This is a genomic window from Prevotella sp. CAG:592 (assembly GCF_000436015.1).
Lineage (GTDB): Bacteria > Bacteroidota > Bacteroidia > Bacteroidales > Bacteroidaceae > Prevotella > Prevotella pectinovora.
On the sequence record NZ_FR892586.1, the window covers coordinates 10055 to 14910 of the forward strand.

Annotated in this window: 2 protein-coding genes and 1 pseudogene; all 3 read right to left on the bottom strand. The window is 52.7% G+C overall.

Features of this window, described 5'->3' with window-relative positions:
* A pseudogene (locus QVO99_RS06550) lies at window positions 1–635 on the bottom strand (replication restart helicase PriA); the annotation flags it as partial.
* A 47-nt stretch (window positions 636–682) separates the two neighbouring features.
* Complete coding sequence (locus tag QVO99_RS06555; protein ID WP_022316804.1) at window positions 683–1195, bottom strand: gamma carbonic anhydrase family protein; 513 nt, start codon at window positions 1193–1195, stop codon at window positions 683–685.
* A 479-nt stretch (window positions 1196–1674) separates the two neighbouring features.
* Window positions 1675–4767 (bottom strand): glycoside hydrolase family 2 TIM barrel-domain containing protein, encoded by a 3093-nt coding sequence (locus tag QVO99_RS06560; protein ID WP_022316806.1) that lies wholly within the window; start codon window positions 4765–4767, stop codon window positions 1675–1677.
* Between the last annotated feature and the right edge of the window lie 89 nt (window positions 4768–4856).

The window sequence follows — 4856 nt, forward strand, 5'->3', positions numbered from 1 at the left end:
TTCAGACGTCCCACCTCCTTCTCGTAGGTCACGAGCATCTTCTTGTCCAGCAGTTGCTTCATGACTCCGGCTGTGGCATGCGATTCGTTTATCAGTTCATCTTTCGTCACCTCCACCACCGGTTCGTCGGTGCAGTCGCCCACAATGGTGTCCCAGTGGGAGAGTGTCAGATATGTGTTGAATGTCTTGAGTTGTGCCAGTGCTCTCTTCAGCATGCCGAAAGCGATGTGCAGCGCCTGCTCGTGGCGCAGGTTCTCAGGCAGTGTGACGTAGGTCTCCGTCTTCGGTCTGAACCCGTCCTCTGCCTTCAGTCCGGCAGGCAATGCGGCGTTGAAGACCTCGCCGATGGGAGATATGTAATAATCTGCAATCCAGTTCCACATCCGCAGCTGGTCTTCGGTCACGATAGGCGTCGTGTCGAGCACCCTCGTGATGTCCTTTACCTTGAATTCCGGCTCCTTGTCGTGGATGCGCACCGCCAGTCCCACCATCATCTTCTGCTTGCCGAACGGCACGATAACCCTTACGCCGCTCTTCACCGCCTCTGTCAACGGCTCCGGAATGGAGTAGGTGAAGAGACTGTTGAGGGGCAGAGGCAATATGATGTCAACGTATGTCGTCGGTCTTTCTGTCATAGGATGATATGTGGTTGTGATGCTCTTGGATTGTGGGGATGTCGTTTTCAGTCTTGTTCCTCAAGATACCACTTTGAATATTCCACGTAGTGTTGTGCGAAGCTCTCCGCCTGGTTCGGTCTTGTCTTCTTGATGAACTTTGCCGGTACGCCACCCCAGATTTCATGTTCGCCGATTTTAGTGCCTCCCAGAACGAGTGCTCCGGCGGCAACTACTGCTCCTTCGCCCACTTCAGCGTTGTCGAGCACCGTCGCCCCCATGCCTATCAGGGCACCTCGGCGCACTGTGCATGCATGTACTGTGGCATTGTGACCTATTGACACATCGTCCTCGATTATCGTAGGTCCTGTCTGGTTGGTCACATGTACGCAGGCTCCGTCCTGCACATTCACTCTGTTGCCGATTGTAATGGGAGCCACATCGCCGCGCACCACGGCATTGAACCATATTGAGCATTCGTCGCCCATCGTCACTTCGCCGACAATTGCGGCGTTCTCACTGAAATAGCAGTCCTTGCCCCATTTGGGAGTGAGACCCTTTATTGATTTTATAAGTGCCATTGATTTTTCTTGTTATGTATATTATTAATCTTCTGCAAATGTACTTCTTTTTTTTGTCATTCAGCAGTTGCAGGATAATTATTCTTTGTCAAGAGCAAAGCTATGGTCATTGAGGCGATAAACGATATAACCTTCGGCAGAGATACTTGTTTGCGATTTGGGTTAAATGAATTGCCCCAAAATACGAAGACAAAAATATATGCCAAAAATCCCCCACGGCGTGGGGAACAGAACCCTCTAATGTGGGGTTTCATTCCCCACGCCGTGGGGGAAAATTTTAGGCATGTTTCTTTGTGAGATTGTTCGTAAGATGTACGAACTGTTTCTTTTCCTGATGCCTGATACGGGTTACCCAAATCGGTCATTAGACCGTTTTGTGTTGTATTTTATAACAGCTTGCCGTTTTGTGTGATATTTTATAAGAAGTTTCCTTTGACTGCTGATAACTCTGTCAAGTTATTGTCAGAGACTGGCGGAAATCATTTTCTCTTGAACATCACATGCAGTGAATGCTGCTTCTGAGGAATGGAGTATTTGGTAAGCACGCCAGGTCCGCAGCTGCTGTTTCCCAGTCCCATCATTGCCGCGTCGATATTGAGAAAGACGTTGTTTTCAGTATGCAGGTCGCAGTCGTGGGCTACGGTAGACAGCTGATGCTCCGAATAGGGCAGGGCAGAGAAGGCAAACGGAGTGGCGTTGGCTGTCGTCACGGTGTAGCCTCTGCCCCTGGCATCGGTGAGAGATAGCGTGACGGTCTGCTCATGGTTGCCGCTCGACTGTGGCTGCGGATAGTGTACGTATTCCTGGTCCACGCTGCTTGTCCATCTGCCGATGCTCGTAGCTTCGAGGCGGTCCACATAGCTGTCCTGCAATCCCTGTCCATACCATGACAAGCGGGTCATATCCTTGTCCATCAAGAACGTGTTGCCGATGCATGGCAGTGGCGGCAACTGTCCCTCAGGAGTATACGTGGCGCTGAAATCCACAGATCCGTCAGCATCCATGGTGTATACATAGTCTGTGGTTATCTTGCCATTGGCATAGCGGCATTCCTGTGTTGTGGTCACAGTAACCGTTCCGTCGGCATTGCGTTTGGCGTCGAGAGGCTTCACAGTGGCAGTCTCAGGAGAGTCAAGCCTGTTGTTCTTCCAGTCTTTGGCTATCCAGTTGCCGAATCCCTTGTCGTTGTCGAGAGGAGCGCGGAAGAAGTGGGGCTTCACGATATCAAACCACTCCATTGCCTCTTTCATGTCAGCCTCTCTGCCGGTTTTCAGCGACATGGGACTGAAGGCTGTGGCGAGGCGGTCGTTGATGGCAAACTGCTCGTGTTTCACTTCGAAGCCTGCCTTTGCCCACTTGGTGTCGCTTTTCAGTTGGATGCTGACATTGAGCCGCACATCGGCAGCAGGGTCGAACTTGACGGAAGGTACTGTCAGATCCTTTATCTCACCTTTCTTTATCACTTTTCCGTTCTCCGTGATGTTGAATGCGATACGGTAATTGTCCATCTCCACCATATTGTCGAGCATCACGACATGCAGCCTGTTGCCCGTGAGCTGGACATCCATCGGCGCATACACCTGTTTCACCTCATTATATTTGGGAGTAAGCTTGCGGTCAGACGATACTATGCCCTTCACGCAGAAAGCCTTCAGATTGGGCACATCGCCGAAGTCACCGCCGTATGCCACCATCGTCTTTCCGTCGTCGCGTTTCTTGAATATCCCTTCGTCTGCCCATTCCCAGATGAAGCCGCCGAGCATCCGCTTGTGACTGTATATCTCGTCCCAATACTCCTTGAAGTTTCCGAGGGCATTTCCCATGGCGTGGGCATATTCGCTGGTGAGCACCGGACGGTTGTCGTTGGTCTTCCGGGCGATGCTCAGCAGACGTTCCCATCGTGCGTTCTCAGGGCGCTCCATATTGTTGTCCTTCACTCCAGGGTTGAGATATTCTTCCTGCACACGAGGATAGAAGCGGCTAATCACGTCGACATACTCCGGGTCCTTGTTGTCTGCGCCCTGTGCTCCCTCGTAGTGTACGGGGCGTGTGGTGTCGTATTCATGAATCCATGCCGCTGTCATGGCAAAGTTGGGACCCCATCCCGACTCGTTGCCAAGCGACCAGAACACCACCGACGGATGGTTTCTGTCTCTCATCACCATCCGCTGCGTGCGGTCGATGAATGCCGCTGCCCATGTGGGGTCAGAGGCGAGAGTGCCCCGAAGTCCGTGTTCCTCTATGTCGGTTTCGTCCATCACATACATGCCGTATTCGTCGCAAAGCTCATACCACCGTTCGGTGTTGGGATAATGGCAGGTGCGCACGGCGTTGATGTTGCATTGCTTCATCAGTCTGATGTCCTCCACCATGCGTTCCTCCGTCATTACGTGTCCCGTTTCAGGGTCCATCTCATGGCGGTTCACTCCGCGCAGCCTCACCTGCTTTCCGTTCACGAGCATCATACCGTCTTTTATCTCCACCTTGCGGAATCCCACCTTCGTCTCGGCCCTCTCCACCGTATTTCCGGCAGAGTCGGTGAGGGCGAGTTTCAGCGTGTATAGATAGGGATGCTCGGCGTCCCATTTGTGTGGGTTCTTTATAGTGGTCTTCAGCCATCCGTATGGAGCGTAGCCACGCTGCGGGTTGCGCTGGTTGAGAATCTTTCCCTTCTTGTCAAGATTCAGCATCGGTTCGGCGGCATGCCACAGGGCAGTGTCGGTCACCGCTTTCCCGTCGGCATCGTAGAGCATTGCCGAGATGCGGTAGCCCTTTCCCTTCTCGTCGCCGCAGACGCTGAGTTTCGGGTCGATCACGAGTTCCGCATCCCTATAATCATCATCAATAAGCGTGCGCACTCCAAAGTCGGCTATGCGTATCTTCGGCGTGGCAAAGAGGGTTATGCTACGGTGTATTCCGGCGATGCGCCACATGTCCTGGTCTTCGAGATAGCTGCCGTCTGAATATTTCATCACCTTTATCGCTATCATGTTGTCGCCCTCTTTCAGATATGGCGTGAGGCAGAATTCTGCCGGTTCCATGCTGCCCTGAGAGTAGCCCACCTGCTGTCCGTTGACATACAGATAGAAGGCACTCGACACGGCGCCGAACCTTACGAACACCTCTTTCCCCTTCCATGATGCAGGCAGGGAGAATGTGCGGCGGTAGCAAGCCGTGGGGTTGCGTTCCGTATAGGCGGTGTAGGTCTTCTTCGGTTCCCGCATCACGTGGGGCGGGTCAATCTTGAAGGTGTATCCGGAGCTGCTGTATATGGGAGTGCCGTAGCCGTTCATCTCCCAGTCGCCAGGCACTCCGAAAGTAGTCCATCCGGTGTCGTCGAACGAGAGACTGTAGAAGTCAGCCGGCTGTTCGTCGGGTGTCTTGGTCCAGTTGAATTTCCATTCCCCGTCGAGCGACATCTGCATGTCGCCATTCCCGTTGAGATACGGCATGAAGGCGGCACGTGCCGGCATACGGTTCTTTTGCAGCACATACTGGTTCTCCCAGTCGTGTTGCTGTGCCTGGGCTGCAGTGGCAAGGGCCAGTGCGGCAGCGAGTATGATGTGTTTCATAACGTCTTGTATATAATTATATAAAAATGCATGATTATATAGGATTGACGTCCGTGAGGTCGGTATGTAACGTGTCGTCACTCTTTCCA